This window comes from Rhizobium oryziradicis (assembly GCF_001939045.1).
Taxonomy (GTDB): Bacteria; Pseudomonadota; Alphaproteobacteria; order Rhizobiales; family Rhizobiaceae; genus Allorhizobium; species Allorhizobium oryziradicis.
This window is the reverse complement of the sequence record NZ_MKIM01000018.1, coordinates 1-19,298: the sequence shown is the minus strand read 5'-3', so window position 1 is coordinate 19,298 and position 19,298 is coordinate 1. Positions and strand designations below refer to the sequence as shown.

At 53.9% G+C, this 19,298-nt stretch carries 18 protein-coding genes; 4 read left to right on the top strand and 14 right to left on the bottom strand.

All coding sequences use genetic code 11. The annotated features are described in order from the left end of the window. The first annotated feature begins 139 nt into the window (after positions 1 to 139). A complete protein-coding gene (locus BJF95_RS00900; protein WP_075637565.1) occupies positions 140 to 1,036 on the top strand; it encodes a diacylglycerol/lipid kinase family protein in 897 nt (298 codons plus the stop codon). Here BJF95_RS00900 and BJF95_RS00895 read toward each other — a convergent pair. The 6 genes from BJF95_RS00895 to BJF95_RS00870 form a co-directional block, all read right to left on the bottom strand. Then, a complete protein-coding gene (locus BJF95_RS00895) occupies positions 996 to 1,775 on the bottom strand; it encodes a hypothetical protein (RefSeq protein WP_139317350.1) in 780 nt (259 codons plus the stop codon). The two genes, BJF95_RS00900 and BJF95_RS00895, sit on opposite strands and share 41 nt — an antisense overlap. A gap of 97 nt (positions 1,776 to 1,872) precedes the next feature. Further along, positions 1,873 to 3,477: an ABC transporter ATP-binding protein gene (locus BJF95_RS00890; protein ID WP_075637630.1), complete on the bottom strand. Its 1,605-nt coding sequence runs from the start codon at positions 3,475 to 3,477 to the stop codon at positions 1,873 to 1,875. Between the two features lie 2 nt (positions 3,478 to 3,479). Continuing rightward, positions 3,480 to 4,601, bottom strand: a complete 1,122-nt coding sequence (locus BJF95_RS00885; protein WP_075637563.1) for an ABC transporter permease — start codon at positions 4,599 to 4,601, stop codon at positions 3,480 to 3,482. After that, complete coding sequence (gene oppB, locus BJF95_RS00880) at positions 4,594 to 5,517, bottom strand: oligopeptide ABC transporter permease OppB (RefSeq protein WP_075637562.1); 924 nt, start codon at positions 5,515 to 5,517, stop codon at positions 4,594 to 4,596. Before oppB ends, BJF95_RS00885 begins: the two co-directional genes overlap by 8 nt. Positions 5,518 to 5,580: 63 nt before the next feature. Beyond that, entirely contained in the window at positions 5,581 to 7,179 is a 1,599-nt protein-coding gene (locus tag BJF95_RS00875; RefSeq protein ID WP_075637561.1) for a peptide ABC transporter substrate-binding protein, read from the bottom strand. 351 nt (positions 7,180 to 7,530) lie between these two features. Then, positions 7,531 to 8,877 carry a glutamine synthetase family protein gene (locus BJF95_RS00870; RefSeq protein WP_075637560.1) on the bottom strand — a complete coding sequence of 449 codons (1,347 nt, stop codon included), beginning with the start codon at positions 8,875 to 8,877 and terminating at the stop codon, positions 7,531 to 7,533. Positions 8,878 to 9,001: 124 nt separating this feature from the next. Between BJF95_RS00870 and BJF95_RS00865 the strand changes: the two genes are divergently transcribed. After that, positions 9,002 to 10,372: an aspartate aminotransferase family protein gene (locus tag BJF95_RS00865; RefSeq protein WP_075637559.1), complete on the top strand. Its 1,371-nt coding sequence runs from the start codon at positions 9,002 to 9,004 to the stop codon at positions 10,370 to 10,372. Here BJF95_RS00865 and BJF95_RS00860 read toward each other — a convergent pair whose 3' ends face one another. The 5 genes from BJF95_RS00860 to BJF95_RS00845 all read right to left on the bottom strand — a co-directional run bounded on the left by BJF95_RS00860 (position 10,373) and on the right by BJF95_RS00845 (position 13,667). Next, positions 10,373 to 10,660 carry a DUF2218 domain-containing protein gene (locus tag BJF95_RS00860; RefSeq protein WP_075637558.1) on the bottom strand — a complete coding sequence of 96 codons (288 nt, stop codon included), beginning with the start codon at positions 10,658 to 10,660 and terminating at the stop codon, positions 10,373 to 10,375. 2 nt (positions 10,661 to 10,662) lie between these two features. Further along, on the bottom strand, positions 10,663 to 11,271 hold the full coding sequence (locus tag BJF95_RS00855; RefSeq protein ID WP_075637557.1) for a PadR family transcriptional regulator: 609 nt from the start codon (positions 11,269 to 11,271) through the stop codon (positions 10,663 to 10,665). Between the two features lie 164 nt (positions 11,272 to 11,435). Next, positions 11,436 to 12,938 (bottom strand): AMP nucleosidase, encoded by a 1,503-nt coding sequence (locus tag BJF95_RS00850; RefSeq protein ID WP_075637556.1) that lies wholly within the window; start codon positions 12,936 to 12,938, stop codon positions 11,436 to 11,438. A gap of 67 nt (positions 12,939 to 13,005) precedes the next feature. After that, the gene (locus BJF95_RS23950; protein ID WP_175577171.1) at positions 13,006 to 13,161 is read right to left on the bottom strand and encodes a hypothetical protein; all 156 of its coding nucleotides are present in this window, start codon (positions 13,159 to 13,161) and stop codon (positions 13,006 to 13,008) included. 167 nt (positions 13,162 to 13,328) lie between these two features. Beyond that, positions 13,329 to 13,667 carry a DUF2147 domain-containing protein gene (locus tag BJF95_RS00845; protein WP_075637555.1) on the bottom strand — a complete coding sequence of 113 codons (339 nt, stop codon included), beginning with the start codon at positions 13,665 to 13,667 and terminating at the stop codon, positions 13,329 to 13,331. A gap of 575 nt (positions 13,668 to 14,242) precedes the next feature. Here BJF95_RS00845 and BJF95_RS00840 point away from each other — a divergent pair. After that, a complete protein-coding gene (locus tag BJF95_RS00840; RefSeq protein WP_075637554.1) occupies positions 14,243 to 14,509 on the top strand; it encodes an SEL1-like repeat protein in 267 nt (88 codons plus the stop codon). 98 nt (positions 14,510 to 14,607) lie between these two features. Here the strand turns inward: BJF95_RS00840 and BJF95_RS00835 are convergent, their stop codons facing one another. The 3 genes from BJF95_RS00835 to BJF95_RS00825 all read right to left on the bottom strand — a co-directional run bounded on the left by BJF95_RS00835 (position 14,608) and on the right by BJF95_RS00825 (position 16,981). Next, positions 14,608 to 15,720: a pyridoxal phosphate-dependent aminotransferase gene (locus tag BJF95_RS00835; RefSeq protein ID WP_075637553.1), complete on the bottom strand. Its 1,113-nt coding sequence runs from the start codon at positions 15,718 to 15,720 to the stop codon at positions 14,608 to 14,610. A 271-nt stretch (positions 15,721 to 15,991) separates the two neighbouring features. Continuing rightward, entirely contained in the window at positions 15,992 to 16,399 is a 408-nt protein-coding gene (locus tag BJF95_RS00830; RefSeq protein ID WP_075637552.1) for a PilZ domain-containing protein, read from the bottom strand. A 228-nt stretch (positions 16,400 to 16,627) separates the two neighbouring features. Beyond that, entirely contained in the window at positions 16,628 to 16,981 is a 354-nt protein-coding gene (locus BJF95_RS00825; RefSeq protein WP_075637551.1) for a hypothetical protein, read from the bottom strand. A gap of 268 nt (positions 16,982 to 17,249) precedes the next feature. Between BJF95_RS00825 and BJF95_RS00820 the strand changes: the two genes are divergently transcribed. After that, complete coding sequence (locus BJF95_RS00820; protein ID WP_075637629.1) at positions 17,250 to 18,467, top strand: NAD(P)/FAD-dependent oxidoreductase; 1,218 nt, start codon at positions 17,250 to 17,252, stop codon at positions 18,465 to 18,467. The last annotated feature ends 831 nt before the right edge of the window (positions 18,468 to 19,298 follow it).

Sequence of the window (19,298 nt, the reverse complement as noted above, 5' to 3'; positions counted from 1 at the left end):
TCTTGAACTTGTTCATCGCAATTGCGATTTGCATGGTGCAAGTGAAATTGCAAAGCGCAAGTGAAACCTTCTGCGCTTCCATGCATTGTCTTGGGCTACGCAGGTGTGAGGGGCTCGTTTGTGAGCTGAAGGAACAGAGATGAAGATCAAGGCAGTCTTTAACAAGGATGGCGGCACATTTCGCACCACGGACATGGACGCCTATTGCCAACGGGCAATGCAGGTCTTTCAATCTGCGGGACACGATTTGACTTGTGTTGCAGTCCCAGGGCGGGAGATTGTTGAAGCCATGCAGTCTGCCGCAGATGGGGGCTATGACGCCTTGGTGGCGGGTGGTGGCGATGGCACCATCTCGACGGCGGCTGGCATTGCCTGGCGCGCCGGCCTGCCGTTGGGCGTGGTTCCTGCCGGCACAATGAACCTGTTTGCGCGCTCTTTAAAGCTGCCTTTGGATATCTGGCAGGTGTTGGAGGTGCTGGCTGCGGCACAGGTTCGCTCTGTTGACATCGCAACTGTCAATGGCCAGCCTTATGTTCATCAGTTTTCTGCGGGCATGCATGCGCGCATGGTGCGGCTGCGCAATCGAATGAATTTTGCGTCGCGCCTTGGAAAAATGCGCGCCAGTGCCAGCGCCGCTCTCAGCGTGATGTTCAAACCACCCCATTTTGAGGTGGCCTTTGACATGAATGGTGATGGCCGCTCTGAAAAGCGCGAAGTATCAGCCATTTCCGTGTGCAATAATCCTGTTGGTACCAATCCGCTGTTTTTCGCCGATGACCTTACCACCGGCCAACTGGGCGTGTATCTGGCGGCACCGTTGGACACCGTTGGTGTGGCCGGGTTGGCGATTGATATTGTTCGGGGGCGCCTGTCAGAAAACCAATCGGTGATGGCGGCCGAAACAAAGAGTGTTCGGCTGCATTTTCCCAAGCATAAAAAGGGCGTGGTCTGCGTTGTTGATGGTGAATTGCTGCATATGCCGCGCGATGTGGAGATTAAAATTCACCCCGGCGAGTTGAAGGTTCTGGCACCGTAACAACCTGGCCCGATTGGTCCGGCCAGAGCTTTGAACGCCTTCGGCTGACATTGTGCCAGCTGGCAGCGCGGCTTTTTTCGATGAGCGCTTCATTCGCACCAAGACATTTTAGAAAATCCGGGAGCACGCCGCCGCGTTCTTTGCAGACATCGTAATCCAGCACATGGATATGTCCGCCCGTACCACGGCGCAGATTGCGAACCAGACGCCTGTAATCGAGATCGAAATATTTGATCGGCGAGAGGCGAATGGCATTGGCCCGTGCGGCCTCACGATGATACCAGGCAAGACCTTGGCCCTGACCGCTATTGCTATGCTGCTTGTGAAGGCTTGTAATATAGCTCTCCCGCTCCCGCAGGAAGAGCATTAGTTCGATGCGATAGCCAAGTGCGCGCAGCTTCGAACAAAAAACCTTCATGATCTCAGGCCGGGCTGACAGGAATTGCAAACCCTCAGCGGAAATAATCACCGTCGACATATCGACAGTCTGCAACTCCGTAATCAGCGCACCGACAGCATCGTCGTTCGGCGCAATTCGCGGATCTTCCAGCATCTGCCACATGAATTTATGGTGGCCGCTACAGCCCTCGGGCCGCCCGGCCTTTGGCACGTAAATACCTTGCTGCGCCAGCTCACCTGCATGTGTTTCCAAAAAGGCCTGGATCGAGGTTGTGCCGGTCTTATGTGTTCCGACATGCAGAAACAGCGTTTTCCGCTTGCGAAAGAATGACCTCAACATCATCGCGCTCCTGCTTTTCATGGAGGGCTTATGAAGTGTTTGCTTGGATATTTCAACCTTGGGAAGGGTGGCCGGCCCTTAGGCCGACCATGTCTTTTTAATGCGTAAATGCTGCAGCAATCAAGGTCTTGGTGTAGTCCTGAGCAGGATTGTCAAAAATCTCCTGCGTTGGACCTTCTTCAACGATCTTGCCATCTTTCATCACCACAACATGATCTGCAATCGCTCTGATCACGGATAGGTCATGGCTGATGAATACGTAGGACAGATTGTGCTTTTCCTGCAGATCGCGCAAAAGCTCGATCACCTGCCGCTGGACTGTGCGGTCGAGCGCAGATGTTGGCTCATCCAGAATAACCACTTTGGGCTTCAGAATCATCGAGCGGGCAATGGCAATACGCTGGCGCTGGCCGCCTGAAAACTCATGCGGATAGCGATTGCGCGAAGCAGGGTCCAGCCCCACTTCTTTCAAGGCTGCAACGGCGCGGGCGTCACGCTGCGCTTTGGTCAGCGTTGGCTCGTGCACATAAAGCCCTTCCGTGATGATTTCTCCCACCGTTTGGCGGGGCGAAAGTGAGCCGTAGGGGTCTTGAAACACCAGCTGCATGCTTTTGCGAAACGGTCGCATGCCGGTGCGGTCCAGCGCTGAGATGTCGGTTGTTTCAAAGCTGAAACGACCTTCCGCCTCCAAAAGCTTCAACAGCGCCCGGCCAAGGGTGGACTTGCCAGAGCCGGATTCGCCGACGATGCCGATGGTTTGTCCCTGATGCAGCCGCACATTGACGTGGTCCACGGCGCGGAATTTGCGCGTGCCCTTGAACAACATGCCCGAGCTGATGTTGAAATCGACCACAACATTGCGGCCTTCCAAGATCACGGGCGCATCGGCTGCCGGTGCAGCTTTGGTGCCAGTTGGCTCGGAGGCCAGCAGCATTTTGGTGTAGTCTTGTGTTGCGCGCTCAAAAATATCGTCGCGGCTGCCATGCTCCACCACTTCGCCGCGCCGCATTACCACCACCCGGTCTGCAACGTGCTTGACCACGCCAAGATCGTGGGTGATCAGGACGATGGCCATGCCAAAACGCTTTTGCAGATCGGCCAGCAGATCCAGAATCTGGGCCTGAATGGTGACGTCGAGCGCGGTCGTTGGCTCATCTGCAATCAGCATGTCAGGCTCGTTGGCCAATGCCATGGCAATCATGATGCGCTGACGCTGGCCGCCTGACAGTTCGTGCGGATAGCTGTCAATGCGGCGGTTCGGGTCAGGAATCCCGACCAGATTGAGCAGTTCCAGCACGCGTTCACGCGCTTTGGCCTTGCTCATCTTGCGGTGATGAATCAGCGCTTCGGCAATCTGCTTGCCGACCTTATACAGCGGGTCCAGCGAGGTCATCGGTTCCTGAAAGATCATGGTGATCTTGGAGCCGCGCACGCTGTTGAGCGTGGCAAGACTGGCACCCACCATTTCGGTTTCGCCATACCGGGCGGAGCCGGTGACTTTGCCATTGGAGGCCAGAAGGCCCATCAGCGCCATCATGGTCTGGCTTTTGCCAGAGCCCGATTCGCCAACGATAGCCAGCGTTTCGCCCTTTTTCACATCAAATGAAATGCCCTTGACCGCATTCACATCGCCATCCGGCGTGGTGAAATCAACCTTGAGATTTTTGACGGTCAGCACGGTTTCGTTTTTGGTCTTGTCCATGCTCATCGGTCCTTGGGATCAAGTGCATCACGCAGGCCATCGCCCACGAAGTTCAGTGAAAACAGGGTGAGCACAAAGAAAATAGCCGGGAAAATCAGCAACCAGGGTGCATTTTGCATGTTCTTTGCCCCTTCGGAAATCAACGTGCCCCAACTGGCCAGCGGTGCCTGAACACCCAATCCCAGGAAGGAAAGGAAGCTTTCTGTCAGGATCACATGCGGAACAACCACAGTGACAAACACAATCACAGGCCCAATGGTGTTGGGAATGATGTGACGGCGAATAATCTGCCAATCGGTGAGACCCAGGGCTTGGGCGGCACCCACAAATTCGCGCCGTTTGAGCGACAAGGTTTGTCCTCGCACGATGCGGGCCATTTCCAGCCATTGCACAGCGCCGATCACCACGAAGATCAGCACGATGGAGCGTCCGAAAAACACCACCATGACCACAACGAGGAAAACGAAGGGAAGCGAATAAAGAATTTCAACGACGCGCATCATGATGTTGTCAACACGCCCGCCCAGATAGCCCGAGGTGGCCCCATAGATGACGCCAATGCCAAGAGACACAAGGCTGGCCGCAATGCCGACGGCAATGGAGATTTGCCCGCCGAGCATGACGCGCACCAGTAGGTCACGACCGTTGCTATCTGTGCCGAAGGGGAAATATTCCTGGGCAACATTGCCGCTCAGCACCATGGACAATCGATCGGCGGTGGTGTCGGTGATGCGGGTATTCTTAAACTCGTTGACACGATCAAAATAGCGGATCGAGCGCGGATCAATCGGCTTGTCCGAGGTGATCTTGGCGGTAAACGTGCCTTTGGCCACTTCAAAGCTTTCCAGCTTCAAGCGTGCACGCTCAGCGGCACCATTGGCCACTTGTTGCAGCGAGTCGGGATCAGGAAACGGTTTCAGGCTTGGCGCAACTGAGACGTAAGACGGAAAAACCTGATCGTAGTTATGAGGCGAAAACAGCGGGCCAACGAAGGAAAACAGCGCAATCAGCAGCAGCATGATGCTGCCACCCATGGCGGCCTTGTTGCGCCGAAACCGCAGAAGAGCCAATTGGGCGAGGCTGCGGCCTGTAATGGTGGGGGAGGTGATGGTGGTATCAGTCATGACGGACCCTCGGATCGAGCAGGCCATAGGCGACATCGACCAGCAGGTTGAAGACGATCACGAAAACCGCAACGAGAACAACGGTTGCCATGACCAAAGGATAATCGCGGTTCAATGCGCCGATGACAAAGAATCGGCCAACGCCCGGAATGGTGAAAATGCTCTCGACCACGGCGGAACCGGTCAATAGGGCGGCAGCGGCAGGTGCCAGATAGGACACGACAGGCAGCATGGCTCCGCGCAATGCGTGCGTAATCACCACGGTGCGCGATGGCAGGCCATAGGCACGAGCGGTGCGGATATGGTCGGTGTGCAGCGCTTCAATCATGGATCCGCGTGTAAGGCGGGCAATGACGGCCACTTGCGGCAAGGCCAGCACGGCAATGGGCAGGGCCAGATAATAGGCAGAGCCATCACCCCAGCCACCGGCGGGCAGCCACGACAGCATCAGCGCAAAAATCAGGGTGAGCACTGGACCCATCACGAAGTTCGGCACGGTAATGCCAATGGTGGACACTGACATCAGCGCAAAATCAATGATGCCATTCTGACGAAGGGCGGCAATGGTGCCAAGGATGACGCCGCCAACCAGCGCGATCAAAAGTGCTGTGCCACCCAGCTGAATGGAATAGGGCAGGGCCTGCGCAATCAACTGCGCAACCGTGCTATCCTTGTAAATAAAGGATGGGCCAAAATCACCGCGCACCGCATTGGCGAGGTAATGCAGATATTGCAGCCACAGCGGTTGATCCAGATGATAGGTCTTCATCAGGTTGGCCATGATGTCCGGCGGGAACGGGCGTTCAACGTCAAACGGTCCGCCCGGTGCGAAGCGCATCAGGAAGAAGGATATGGTGATGACGAGAAACACCGTGGGGATGGCGCTCATCAGTCGGCGAAGGACAAAATTGATCATGGTCAAATAACAGAAGCGCGACAGACCACGTCTGGCCTATCGCGCATCATTCTCCGTTCGACGTTACTTGGAAACGCTGAGATACTTGGACAGATGCTCGTTTACGGCATTGTCAGCCCAACCAGACACCTTGTCCGACACCAGCCAAAGGTCAGCCGAGTTCATCAATGGTGCGACAGGCTGCGCATCCACCAGGATCTGCTCAGCCTTGTGCATTTCTTCCATGCGAAGCTTCTGGTCCTTCTCATCGTATGACTTTTTCATCAATGCGTCGAATTCTGGGTTCTTCCAGTGCGCATAGTTGAAGGTGGTGTTGTCACCCAAGGTCAGAGCCAGAAAGTTTTCCGGGTCGGCATAGTCAGCAGCCCAGCCAGCACGCGCAACCGAGAACTTGCCACCTTCCTTGAGGTAGGAATAGTGCGAAGCAACGTCGAGGTTGGTCAATGTGACCTTGGCACCAAATGTGGTTTTCCACATATCGGCAATCGCGGTGGCAACACGCTCATGGTTGCTGTTGGTGTTGTAGCGGATATCAAGGTTCAGCGGCTTGCCGCCTGCGCCGTAACCGGCTTCCTTCATGAGCTCCACAGCCTTGTCTTCACGGTCGATCTGCGACATGGAGGCAAAGTCTGGAACGGCAGGCTTTTCATAGCCTTCCATGCCCGGAGGCACCATGGAGTAGAGTGGCAACTGGGCACCGGAATAGATTTCGCTGGAGAGGAAGTCGCGGTCGATGGCCATGGAAAGCGCACGACGGACTTTCACGTCACTCATAGGTTCCTGACGGGTGTCGAATGCATAGTAATAGGTTGCCAAAGATGGCGAAACGTGAACCTGGCTGTTATAAGCAGAGCGCAAACGCTTGAGTTGATCGGCAGAGAAGTTGTAGACAACGTCCAGCTCACCAGCTTCATAGCGGCGCACGGCAGCGGCGTCATCTTCGATTGGGTAGAACACGACCTTGTCAAGCTTGACATTCTTGGCATCCCAATACTGGTCGTTCTTCACTTCGACCAACTTGTCGTTTGGAACGTGGGATTCCAGCTTGAATGCGCCATTGTTGACCATGTTGCCGGGCTTGACGAAGGCATCGCCAAACTTTTCATAATTGGCCTTGCTGATTGGCAGCGCTGTGTAATGCGACATAAGCTGCAAGAAATAAGGTGTGGCCCGCTCCAAAGTGATTTCGAGCGTCTTGGCATCAATCACCTTCACGCCAAGCTCTTCAACAGGCAGCTTGCCGGTGTTGACCTTTTCGGCGTTCTTGATGGGGTAGAGCAGGTTGGCATATTCGGCAGCCGTCTTTGGATTTTCCAAACGACGCATGGCAAACTGGAAGTCTTCAGCCGTCACTGGCGAGCCATCCGACCATTTGGCGTTATCGCGGATTTTGAAGGTGTAAACCGTGCCATCATCAGACACTTTCCAGCTTTCGGCTGCACCGGGTACAATCTTGCCGCTGGCGTCATTGATGGTCAGGCCTTCAAACATATCGCGGATGATGAAGCCTTCGATGTTGATCGAAATATGGGCCGGATCGAGCGACTTTGGTTCGCCGCTGTTGCCACGGTTCAATACAACTTCAGCGAGTGCGCCGCTTGCGCCAAGCAGCATGCTGCCAGCGAGCAAGGTCGCAACAAAACGGGTTTTCATCAGGGTCATTATGGTCTCCGCACCAAGTTGAAGTTTGTTCGATTGCCGACCAAATTGCAAAGCTGCTCAAAAAACAACCCCTGCCTCAAAAAAAACATTGTCGCATTTGAGTAATCAAGCCCTATCCTGCGACAATAAAAGGTTTTTCGGCCGTTTTCCCGCATGCGGCAAAAACGTCGGATCAGCTGTTTTCCTTGGTTTTCCACAGATCCTGGTATGCTCCATATACCAAGATGACCGAGAATTATCCGCGCAAATCAACATCTAGCACGACGACGATCCATTTCAAGTTTCTGGAAAACAATTGAAATGAAGGTTTATTTTTCAATAAACATCGCAATCTTAGGATGATTGTTCACATCACAAGCGTGGCAGATAGGTCCGATAGTCGAAATCCGACACGGTGCGCAAATAGGTCATGGCTTCCTTGCGTTTGGTGTCGCCATAGATCTTTGCATATTGCGCCCCGAACACATCGGCGATGAAGGGGGATGCGCTAAACCGATCGACCGCAGTCAGAAAATCATGGGTCAAAATATTGGCAGTTGTGCTTGGAGCATTTGGCGAGGCTGGCGTACCCGGGTCGAGATCCTGCTCCAATCCTAACAGCATGCCGCCCAGAATGGCTGCGAGCAACAGGTAGGGGTTGGCGTCTGCACCCGCGACGCGGTGTTCCACGCGCGCCGCCGGGCCATCTTTATCCGGAATACGCACGGCTGTGCCGCGATGGCCAAAGCCCCAATCGATCTTGTCGGGCGCAAACGAGCCGGGCTGAAAACGACGGTAGGAATTGGCAAAGGGCGCAAAGATCAACTGTGCCTCTTGCATGGTTTGCAGCATGCCTGCGGTGACCGATTTCAGCCTGGTTGGTTCGCCGCCCTTGGCATCCAGAATATTATGGCCGTTTTGATCGATAATGCTGATGTGCACATGCAGGCCCGAGCCTGCCTGATCGCTGTATGGCTTGGCCATGCAGGTGGATTTCAATCCATGCTTTTGGGCCGCAAACTCAGCCGCGCGCTTGAGGTAGATGCAATCATCGGCAGCGGCCAGCGCATCGGGCCGGTGCAGCAGATTGACCTCGAATTGGCCGGCACCAAACTCGGCTGTGGTGGCATCTGCGGGCAGGCCCATGGCGTCGGCATACTGTCTCAAGGTGGTCAGGTAGTCCTCCATGGCCGCCGTTGCCCGCATGTCATAGAGCTGATAGCCATTGGGTTCACCGCGATAGGTCAGGGCTTTTGGCGGCATAGGGCGATCCATATTGCGCCAATCGCCGTCCATCACATAAAATTCTAGCTCGGTTGCCACCACGGGTGTCAGGCCAAGGGCATCGAACCGCTTGAGCACACGGGCGAGAATGGCGCGCGGGCAGACAAAATGTGGCTCGCCCTCCAGCGTGTGCATGGTGGCCAACACCTGCTTTGAGCCATTCGGAGCCCACGGCATGGCGGCCAATGTGCGCTTATCTGGCATGCAAATGCCATCCGGGTCGCCTAAGGTGAGCGAAATGCCGGTCAGGTCATCATTGTCATCGCCCCAGATGTCCAGAGATTGGGTTGAGGCAGGCAGACGAACAGTATTTTTCCAGACCTTTTCTTCGGCGCTGAGTGGAATCATTTTGCCACGCAAATCGCCATTCATGCCAACCAGCAGCACTTCAATTCGAGCCTGTGGGTCAACCGTGGCATCCTGCGTGTCCGTCATGAAAGCGACTTTCCGATGTTGTTGGCATTTGGCCATTCTTGCCAAATGAGATTGCTCAGGTCATGTTCGTAGCGGATTAGTTGCTGCCGTTCAATGTGCAGCCGCCGTGATAGGATTGATCTTTATGTCAGACATTTCCAGCCCAGTTTCGAATCTTGCCGCCATTGATGCCGCCCATCATCTGCATCCCTTCAACGACATGAAAAAGCTGAATGAAAACGGCGTGCGCGTGATGCAAAGAGCCGAAGGCGTGCACATTTGGGATTCGACCGGCAAGAAATATCTGGATGCCTTTGCAGGACTTTGGTGCGTCAATGTTGGCTATGGCCGCACCTCGATTGCCAAGGCTGCTTTTGAGCAAATGCAGGAACTGCCCTATTACAACACGTTTTTTGGCACCACGACGCCGCCCGCCACGCTGCTGGCGCAGAAAGTGACCAGCAAAGCCGGTCCCCATATGAATCATGTGTTTTTCACCAATTCCGGCTCTGAGGCGACCGATACATGGTTTCGTCTCGCGCGCGTCTATTGGAAGGCACTGGGGCATTCGACCAAAACCCAGATCATTGCCCGCAAAAATGGCTACCACGGCTCCACAGTGGCGGGTGCCTCGCTGGGCGGCATGAAATATATGCATGAGCAGGGCAATCTGCCCATCGAAGGCATTCATCACATCAACCAGCCTTACTGGTTTGGTGATGGTGGTGATCTTTCACCAGCTGCGTTTGGCCTCAAGATTGCGCAGGAGCTGGAATCCAAAATCCTTGAGCTTGGTGCCGATAATGTTGCGGCTTTTGTGGCTGAGCCTATTCAAGGGGCGGGTGGGGTGATCGTGCCTCCAGAGACCTATTGGCCCGAGATTGTCCGCATCTGCAAGCAGCATAATATTCTCTTGGTGTCGGATGAGGTGATCTGCGGATTTGGCCGTCTGGGAAGCTGGTTCGGCTATCAGCATTTTGGCTTTGAGCCGGATATGGCCCCGATCGCCAAGGGTCTGTCATCGGGCTATCTGCCGATTGGCGGGGTGCTGGTGTCGGATCGGGTGGCCGAAGTGCTGATCAACGAGGTCGGCGACTTTAACCACGGCTACACCTATTCCGGCCATCCGGTCTGCTCTGCAGCAGCGCTCGAAAACATTCGTATCATTGAAGAGGAAGGGTTGGTTGAGCGCGTGCGCGATGACATCGGCCCCTATATGGCGCAAGCGCTGGGTACGCTGAAAGATCATGACAGGGTGGGTGAGGTGGTGAGCGTGGGCCTGATTGGTGCCGTTCAGCTGACAACCGACAAGGCCAGCCGTCGCCGTTTTGCCAAACCCGATGATGCGGGTGCGGCCGTGCGCAATCAATGCGTTACCAATGGCGTCATTGTTCGCGCCACTGGTGATCGCATGTTGTTTTCGCCGCCCTTGATCATTTCACGGTCCGAGGTTGATCAGGCGGTGGAGACCCTTGGCAAGGCACTGGATTGGCTCAAGGATCATTATCACGCGTGATCAGGCATCCTGCCATGCAAAGGGCAGGGGCGCTTCGCGGAAAGCAAAACGGTCGAGATGGCTGGAGACGACGCCTTTGAGCCGCTCCAGCACCTCGTCCGATGGTGCTTCAATGATCACTGTCAGCGCTTTTTCATCGGAGGTCATAACCGCTGTGGCATTGTCAAAGGATACGATGCCCTTGTTGTCCGAGAGATCGACGGTGAGCTTGTGGCTCCAGTGTTTGCACAGCTGTTGAATATATTTCCAGGCATGGTCTGTGGGCACGACGGCCATGGTTTTGCTCATGCTTACAGCCTTTCAATCTTGCTGGCGGCTTCATCGAGAATGCGTGCGACCTCAAGCTGGGTTTCGCGCGAAACGCCCTCTTGGGAGAGCCTGTCGTGGATGACTGCGCGCATATTGTGAATGGCGCGGCGAACCGGGCCTGAATCTGTGCGCTCAGACACTTTGGCAAGAGCGGTCAGCCGCGCCATGGCAACGTCCAGCGCCTGCGCGTTGTCTTGCAGGTGAATGACGCCATCGGGTGTGATTCCCAACAGCTTGCGTGCACCCTCACTCTGCTGTTCTTCCGCCAGACCCATATCGATCAAAAGGGTCATGGTGGGATAGACCACGCCGGGGCTGGGCGCATAAGCGCCGCCAGAAAGGCTCTCGATTTCCCGGATCAGGTCATAGCCATGGCGTGGCTGTTCTGAAATCAGCTTGAGCAGCACAAGCCGCAACTCGCCCGATTCAAACATGCGGCGGCGTTCGCCATCACGGCCGCGCCCGCGTCTGCCATCTGGTCCGCCGGGGCCAAAGGCACCACCGCGCATCGCATGCATCATGCTGTGAAGAATGTGATGACGTCCGCGGCCGTGATGGTCATCGCCATGCTCTTTGTGAAAATGTCTCATTGATTATCTCCAACGTTTCTTGATGGGTCTAAGATATATCTTATAACACTCGAATCAAGAGGGCCGTGATGATTTTTTTGGCCGTGCCTGAAAACAAAATGCCCGACACAAGGCCGGGCATGATTTGAAAAAGGAACATTGCTTTAAGAGCGATGCGCTCCTGTCTATTGAAACGCCGTCTCAAAAAAGCTTCTAAGTTTGCGCGAATGCAGCTTTTCCTGTGGCATTGCCGCCAGCTTTTGCATGGCGCAAATGCCAATTTGCAAATGTTGGCTCACTTGCGTTTTGTAAAAGTTTGTCGCCATGCCCGGCAGCTTCAACTCGCCATGCAAGGGTTTGTCAGACACGCAGAGCAGCGTGCCATAAGGCACACGGAAGCGAAAACCATTGGCGGCGATGGTGGCTGATTCCATATCGAGCGCAATGGCGCGCGCTTGTGAGAGCCGTTTCACCGGGCCGCGCTGGTCGCGCAATTCCCAGTTTCGGTTGTCAATGGTGGCCACGGTGCCGGTGCGCATGATGCGTTTCAGCTCAAAGCCCTCATAGCCGGTCACTTCTTCCACCGCATCTTCCAGCGCCAACTGCACTTCGGCCAGAGCCGGAATGGGCACCCAAACCGGTAAGTCGTCATCCAGCACGTGGTCTTCACGCATATAGGCATGGGCCAAGACGTAATCGCCCAGCCGCTGGCTGTTGCGAAGGCCAGCACAATGGCCCAGCATCAACCAAGCATGTGGTCGAAGCACGGCAATATGGTCTGTTATGGTTTTGGCATTCGACGGACCAACGCCAATATTGACCATGGTAATCCCCGCGTGCCCCTTCTTTTTCAAGTGATAGGCAGGCATTTGCGGCAGACGACCCAGCGGTGTGCCAGAGGATGGTGCGGTTTCTCCCGCCCGTGTCACCACATTGCCGGGCTCGACAAACGCGCTATAGTCGTCGCCACCCTTTGCCATCAGAGCGCGAGCGTAGGCGCAGAATTCATCGACATAGAACTGGTAATTGGTGAAAATCACAAAATTCTGGAAGTGATTGGCACCTGTTGCGGTGTAATGGGAAAGCCGTGCAAGGGAATAATCAATCCGCTGCGCCGTAAACGGGGCCAGAGGAAAAGGCTCGCCTGCCGGTGGCTCGTATTCGCCATTGGCAATTTCATCATCTGTGGTCGAAAGATCGGGCGTATCAAACAGATCCCGCAGCGGGATATCGGAAAGCCCGCTGGCTGCGGCTTCCACATGCGCACCTTCACCAAAGGCAAAATGCAAGGGAATGGGTGTGGTGGATTCGCTCACCCGCACCGGCACCTGATGATTGCGCATCAAGAGGCTCAGCTGTTCCTTCAGATAATGGCGAAACAGCGCGGGTCTTGTCAGCGTGGTGGTGTAAACGCCCGGAGAGGTCACATGCCCATAGGAAAGGCGGGTATCCAAATGGCCGAAGCTGCTGGTTTCAAGGCTGACTTGCGGATAGAAAGCGCGGTAGCGTCCCTCTATGGCGGCACCCTTGCCCAAGGCGGTGAACGCATCAATCAGAAAGCTGGTGTTGCGTTCATAAATTTCTGTAATGGCATCAACGGCCTTGGCCGCGTCAGTAAAATACCGAGCCTCGTAGGCAGGCGGGCTGATGCAATTCATAGGGATTGGACTAACGATTCGATTGCTCATGAGACATTATAGAGCGCTCTTTTTAACAAGCAAACGACAGATGCAACAAAGCCGTCTTGTTTGTCTTTTATGCCGATGGAATGAGGTTGTAGGTCGCCGAGATCTGACTCTGCTGGCGCATGCGCATCGCAGGATTATGGTCATTGATCATGGCAAGAAACAGCATGGCAAAAAGGGTCATAATGACACTGATTGCAGTGAGGCGTTTTGCAATATCGACCATGACTATCTCCCGACCTGAGCGAATGCCTTAATATGGCACATTTGCCTGAACCCAGACTGAATGGTGCTGGCATGGTCTGAGGTTTTCGTCTGAGGTACTGGCGATCCGCATGACAGCGCCTTGGGTTTTATCTTGCAATATCCCTGCAAGGCGCTGTCATGTAGCCATTACATGCGCCGCCAGGTCTGGCTTTTGCAGAAGATCGATAAAACGCAGCCCTTGAGCTTGAGCGTATTGCCACTGATTTTTGCAGAGCCGGAATAGGTTTTGTCTGCGGCAGGATCCGTGACCTCGCCGGTGTAGGCGTCAGCCTCACCGTTGAGCTTGCCAATCTGCTTACCTGCGTATTTGCCGGTTTTAAGGCTGATGCAGAAGTTTGTGCCGCAACTGCTGATGTCGGCCGTTTCGCCGCTTTCTGTTTTCCATTTGCCTTCGATTGGTTCGGCAGCAAGCACGCTTGATGCACACAAAACCACGGCCCCCGCCACCATCAAAATTCGCTTCATTCTTTCCTCCTGATCGCTCCCCGAAAGTGCGGTGAAATTCACCGTCTCCGACAGCCAAAATAAGTGACGCGCACGTAAAGGTAAATAGGCTTTCGACAGTGACTTTTTGGCCCTGGCTCATCACCAAACAAGGCATTGTTTTTTCGCCTTTCCGGATCATGGTGAATGATTGGTAAAAAGTGATCCGTAAACATCCTGTAAAATTAACCTGAAATTGCCGGGAAATCAGCCCCTGTGATGCTTAACAGAAAGACAAGTTTACAAAGGGTTTTCAATGCGTTTGCCTGTCGTTAAGCACGCCTTTTAAGGTGATTTTGAATTCCCTTTGGCATAGTGGGGACATCAAACGAGCCGGGAAAACTGGCCGGACCGAAAGCCCGAAAAGAAGCCGCAGATGCTCACAAGGGTTTTAGGTTTCAGATATGAAAACAGGGACTTAAGCATGGTCTCATTGGCTGCGAACCAAGCCGCCGGTGAGACGATGAGATGATAAAAAGACGACCTTTGTGCTTGAAACGCCGCGTGCTGCGCAAAAGCGAAGGTGAAAAACGAAAACGTTGAAACAGGACAGACCGATGGCACATTTTGACGCGCATGAAGCAGATATGGCCGCAATGAGTGGCGAAAAACAGACTGATGTCTTTCGCATCCTCGGCTTGATGTATGCCACAGGGCGCGGCTGCGATCAAAACATTGTTGCCGCCCACAAATGGCTCAACATTGCAGCGATCAAGGGATGTGACCGGTCTGTGGGCCTGCGCGCCAATCTGGCCGCGACCATGTCAAAATCGCAGCTTGCTGAAGCGCTGAGAGATGCGCGTGAATGGATGACCTGTCACTGATCCACCGCAATCATCCAAAAGACGACCATTTCCAAAAAACAGCATCTCCAAAAGATTGAAACCGCGACCAGCAGACACAAGGCTGGCGCGGTTTTCTTTTATTCGATGCCCTTTAGTACGGCAGGAAGCGCCTTTTCAAACAGGTCGAGATCTGCTGTCACGCCAGCACTGACGCGGATGCACCGGTTCAGGGGTGCCACGCCGGGCATGCGAATAAACACACCGTGCTCCATTAACCCGTCAACAATGGCGCGGGCATACAGCGCATCGCGTCCGCAATCGATGGCAACAAAATTGGTGGCCGATGGCAGGGGTTGCAAGCCATTGTCTCGCGCAATTCGGGCAATCCGCGCCTTGGCACCGGCAATCTGTTCAAGTACATTTTGCAGATAAGCCTGATCGGCAAGCGCCGCACATGCTGCGGCAATCGAGGTGCGCACCATGCCAAAATGGTTGCGGATTCGATCAAAAACGGCTGTGTTCTCAGGCGCGCCAATGGCATAGCCAATCCGCGCGCCCGCCAGCCCGTAGGCTTTGGAAAATGTGCGCATACGCAACACATTTGGCAGATCAATCAACGCGTCGATGGCTGGTATGGCGCTTTTCGGTGCCGTTTCACTATAGGCTTCGTCCAGCACCAGCAGGCATGTGGGCGGCAAAGCCTTGGCAAAAGCCACAATGGCATCGGCCTCGTGCCAACTGCCCATGGGGTTATCGGGATTGGCCAGATACACCAAGGGTGCATTTTCGCGCACAACACAGGCCAGCAAACCGTCCAGATCCTCGCGATCATCGACATAGGGCGTGGTGATCAGCTTTCCGCCAAAACCAGTGACATGGAAATTAAAGGTCGGGTATCCGCCAAACGAGGTCACGACTGGCGTGTCCTGCTCGACAATCATTCTCACCACCAGTCCCAAGAGATCGTCGACCCCTTCGCCAATGGCGAAATTCTCGGCTTTGAGATGATAATGGGCGGCAAGCGCTGCCTTGAGATCAAAATTTTCCGGATCCGCATATTTCCAAATGTCTGTTGCCGCTTCTCTCAGCGCCTGCAGCGCGTGTGGGGAAGGGCCAAATCCGCTTTCGTTGGCACCAATGCGGGCTGCCACAACCGCACCACGGCCGCGCTCAATCGCTTCAGGGCCAACAAAAGGCACAGTGGATGGCAGGCGGCTGATGAGCGGCGTGAACCGTGAAAACATGGACATTCAAACACTTTCTGAGCCGAATTTGCGGATAGAGAACAAATGACAGTGTGTGGCCAAGACCACCCACTGCTTTTGAACGCGATTCGGCGCGAAAACAACTGTCGAAAGCGGATTGATGAACACAACTTGCTTTCCAAGTGTGATAGCAACATGTGTGATAACAACACTTGGGTAAGCCGAGGCGGCAGAGCAAGGCTCAGTCCTGCCCTGCCACGGGCAGCACATTGTGATTTATTTCAAACAGAAAGCGTGTGCTACCAAAAAACGCACGTTAACGCGCAAGGCGACCCATGCCCGGCTGCACGGATTTGCTGACATCGTCGAGATTGTTGCCCATCATGAAATCGGCACGCACCACGCGCTGCAACAGCGGCTCCGAGATGGGCAAAATGAATTTGACGCCGGCGCGATTTCCTTTTCGAAATGCCTCAGCACATCCAATGCGTGTACCAAGGCCTAAAATTTCAAGATAGTAATGAGAGCCAAGGCCCATCGTGCCATCAATTTCTATACCCGCACCGCCACGCGAAATATCCAGCACCGTTGCACTGCGCGACACAGTTCCGCTCAAGCCCGGACGCACGGCCATAATGCGCGCCGGACGCTTGACTTGAAAGCGATCCCAACGGCGTTCATACATCTCCGATGTGACGCCACTCAGATGATTTCCAGACTCCATTGCAACTCCTTGTGCTCCGGCGCGGTTCACGCTTTGCGACTTTGCTACGGGCAACTTTCTTGTCGCTTAATATATCTGCTAAAGTTGTAAATAATCTGTTTTTTTATGGCTGGATTTGAAATTTAAAGTAGTATTTTCCGATAGCAATCGACATGATTGAAGTCTGTTATGGAGATGTTTTCAATCTTCTGCCGGTGCCTTACCTGTCGCACACTTAAAGTCCGGTCCTCAATGGCCAAATTCGAAGGACAACTTCACAACATGGTGTAAAAATTCCGGGTCGATCAGCATGTTAAAGCCAACCACTGCGGTTTCCTGCTCACGCCTGATCAGCGTGCAGCCGATTTCATCACGAATGCCCAGAATCTCCAGAAAGAAATTCTTGGGAACGGGAAGGTAACGGCTGACCTCCAACTCGGCACCATGGAGCGAAATTTTACGCACAAGACAGCGCACCGTGGTTTTGGTGCTGAGATGATGTCCAACAAATATAATTTTGCCGGGGCGGTCTATCGTGAATTTCTGATAGATTTTTTCCTCTGGCAGGCCTTTTTTTGTGTCGGGAATGTTCTGCAACGGCATGACACCCGTCCTCTCTATGTCTTTAATGGACGCATTTTAGCGCATTTTCCCTAATGGATTGTTCCATTGTGACGTAAAATTGCGTTGTCTTCACACAGCACCCGCAGCGGTGTCATTCCCGGCCTCTTGCCTGAAACATCGGTTGCATTCTGTCAGTTTTGGGAAGCGTGAAATAGATTTTCAGGCCTGCGGGTTTCAAGGGAGTTGGGTTCTTGTAGGTTATGGGATAATCAAAAGCACGGATTGTTTGGTAACGTTGGAGGCAGATTTGGTGCAGGGTTTGGTGATCGTGGGTGCGGGACAGGCCGCTTTCTCAACAGCGTCAAAGCTGCGCAGTCTCAAAGATGATCGTCCGATTACCATTGTCGGTTTGGAAGCACATGCCCCTTACCAACGTCCGCCGCTTTCCAAGAAATATCTGCTGGGCGAGATGAGTTTTGACCGACTGCTGCTGCGCCCGGAGCAATGGTACCAGGACAATAATGTCGAACTGCGCCACTCGACCTGGGTGGAAGAGATAGACCGGCAAGCGAAACAGCTTGTTTTGCAAAATGGATCGACGCTGGCCTACGATCAACTGGTTCTGGCAACCGGCGCAACACCGCGCCATTTGCCACAAGATATTGGCGGCGATCTCTCCGGTGTTTTCACGGTTCGCAATAAGGATGATGCAGACCGCTTGAGTGCTGAAATGAAGCCCGGCCGTCGCCTTTTGATCATCGGTGGCGGATACATCGGACTTGAAGCGGCGGCTGTTGCCCGCCACCTCGGCCTTGAGGTGACATTGATCGAGATGGCAGAGCGCATTTTGGCGCGTGTTGCGGCCAAGGAAACGGCAGATTTTATTCGCGCTGTCCACACCGGCCATGGTGTGATGATTCGCGAAGGCATGGGATTGTTGCGCTTGATCGGTGCCAATGGCCGTGTTGTTGCCGCCGAATTGTCTGATGGCAGCCGTTTGGATATCGATATGGTGATTGTGGGCATTGGCGTGTCGCCAAATGATGCACTGGCAGCGCGTGCTGGCCTTTCGGTTCGCAATGGCATTCTGGTTGATACGTTCGCAAGAACCTCCGATCCTGATATTTTTGCTGTTGGCGATTGTGCGCTGCAGCCATGGCAAGGCGCAGAGATTCGACTCGAATCAGTTCAAAATGCGGTCGATCAGGCAGAGGCGGTAGCCGCAATCCTCGCGGGTGGCAATCAACCGTATCAGCCCAAGCCCTGGTTCTGGTCCGACCAATATGATCTCAAGCTGCAAATCGCCGGCCTAAACCTCGGTTATGACGAAACCATCCTGCGCCCCGGCGTTCGCGAGGGAAGCATATCGATCTGGTACTACCGGAACGAAACATTCATCGCCGTCGACGCCATCAATGATGCGCGCGCTTACGTTACGGGCAAAAAATTGCTGGAAATGGGCAAAACCCCGGAAAAAGCCGTGCTGCGCGATGCCCAAAGCGACCTTAAGCAGCTTCTCTCATAAGGGTGGAGTTATATCCACCCTTTAACTCACAAGAGTGGCGTCACGGCCGGAGCGTTTAGACCATTTATTGATAAGGAATGATTTGAAAAACAATGGCGGCGAGGAAGTCTGCCATAATTAGTATCTCAATCAATCTCATGTCGGATCATTTTGTAAGTTTAATAAATTGATTTTATTATATTTTATTCGAAATATCCTTCTCAGTTCATTTCATGTCGTAACAGAAAATCTCATCTATTGTGGCGGGCTAAGGCGATTTGCATCGACATGAAAATGGATTTGAAACGTGCTGAGCGACGCGAAAGCCCGGAAGCTGAACCAAACGACAAACCCGTTTCCGATGGAACGGTGTCCGGCTTGTATCTCGTTCCGATTGGAACGCCCGGCTCCGGAAAGTGAATCTTGCGCTTCGTTTCACCCGTAAGCGGCAAGCGGCGTTATCGATGATGGGAAAGATCCGCTTGAGCTGCGCCGCGAGCAAGAACAAGAGATGAAACGTATTGCCAACGTTCGAGGATGCGGCCGTCACCATCACTCTGACAAGGCAGAGGGTTTTCGCAACAAAATGTCGAGATGGATCACTCCAAAGGATGCGTTCGCTCAATTCATTTGTGCAACCATATTTTTTGTTCTTTTTCTAAAATACAACCAAAGACCTTGACCTTTTGGGAGGCCACCTTAGTTTTATGCTGGAAATGGCCCGGTTAAATTGGTCCGCGCCTGATGTGATTATTACCTATGATATTTGAAAACGACATTTTGGGGGCCTTTCGTATGGACGACGAACTCTCACCCGCCGATTTCATTCAGGCCAGTCGTGTTTTGAACGTG